Raw genomic sequence first — 530 nt, forward strand, 5'->3', positions numbered from 1 at the left:
GTGCTGCCCGACCAGACACAGGGTGGCGGGTTCATTGTGACCCTATTGGCGGTTTTCTTGCCGGTAGCGATGATCTGGGTTGCCGCAACGGCGATGCGTGCCAGTCGCGTCATGCGCGAGGAAAGCGCACGGTTGCAAACCGCGATTGATGCAATCCGTCAAGCCTATGTCGTTCAGCAACAGCGCGCCGCCAGCTCGTATGAGCCGACGGTGTCCAAGAAGCTGGACGAAATCGCCGCTGTGACGAAAAAGGCCGAGGACGCGTTGGCCACCTTTTCCAGTAAGCGGCGTGAACCCTTGCAGGTCGACCCACCTGCGCCGGGCGGGCAAACCTCGCTGGCACTGGGCACCACCGCTGAAGAGATCACGCCGCCTCTGACCACCGATACCTTCATCCGCGCGCTGAACTTCCCCGAAACCGAGAAAGACACCGAGGGCTTCACCGCGCTTCGGATGGCGTTGAAGGATCGAAAAGCATCCAAACTGGTGCAGGCCTCGCAGGATGTTCTGACGCTGCTCAGGCAAGAGGG

Annotated in this window: 1 pseudogene; it reads left to right on the forward strand. The window is 61.1% G+C overall.

The features are described from left to right. Positions 1–530 (forward strand): annotated as a pseudogene (locus ACR0E6_RS23045) (hypothetical protein); the annotation flags it as partial.

The sequence above is a fragment of the Ruegeria sp. AP12 genome (assembly GCF_056540025.1).